The 581-nt window shown below is 58.3% G+C and carries 1 protein-coding gene; it reads left to right on the top strand.

The genetic code is table 11. The annotated features are described in order from the left end of the window. Nucleotides 1–581: ankyrin repeat domain-containing protein (locus tag AC1DZU_RS35640; protein WP_477292147.1), on the top strand; the 581-nt coding region annotated here is incomplete at both ends.

Genomic DNA, 581 nt, shown 5'->3' with positions numbered 1-581 from the left:
GCGCTTGTACAAAGTCTTGTGGCGAACGGCGCAGATGTGAACGAACAAGGTGACGAGGGAACGCCGCTGCACGCGGCCGTTCTCCAGGGCGATATTTCAATGGCAGCCTTCCTGCTGGACAAAGGTGCCGATATCGAAGCTGTAAAGCCCCCGGCCGGCTACAAGCCTTTGCATATTGCAGCAAGCTACGACAAACCGGAAATGGTCGCCTTCCTTTTACAACGGGGAGCGCAGGCAAATGGCAGAGATTTTGAGGAGCGGACGCCCCTCCATCTTGTGTCGCGACTGGGGTACGCCGACATAGCCAAACTGCTCCTCGATAGCGGCGCTGACGTGGACGCAGTCGATGGTCATGCCAAGTATACGGCGCTGCATTTCGCAATTCTGACGGACAAGAAGGAGATGGTGAGGTTGCTCCTTGACCGTTCGGCCGACGTCAACGCGGCGCCCACAGGGGAAAGCCCGCTTCACCTTGCCGCTAGGGAAGGATCACGGGAGGTTGTCGAGCTTCTCGTCAAACGAGGTGCCGATTTGAGCGCGAGAACCCATCAGGGGATGACCCCGCTGATGATTGCGGAGAG

The organism is Mesorhizobium sp. P2_A12, assembly GCF_056405075.1.
The sequence above is the reverse complement of the archived record's forward strand: the minus strand, read 5'-3'. Positions and strand labels throughout refer to the sequence as shown.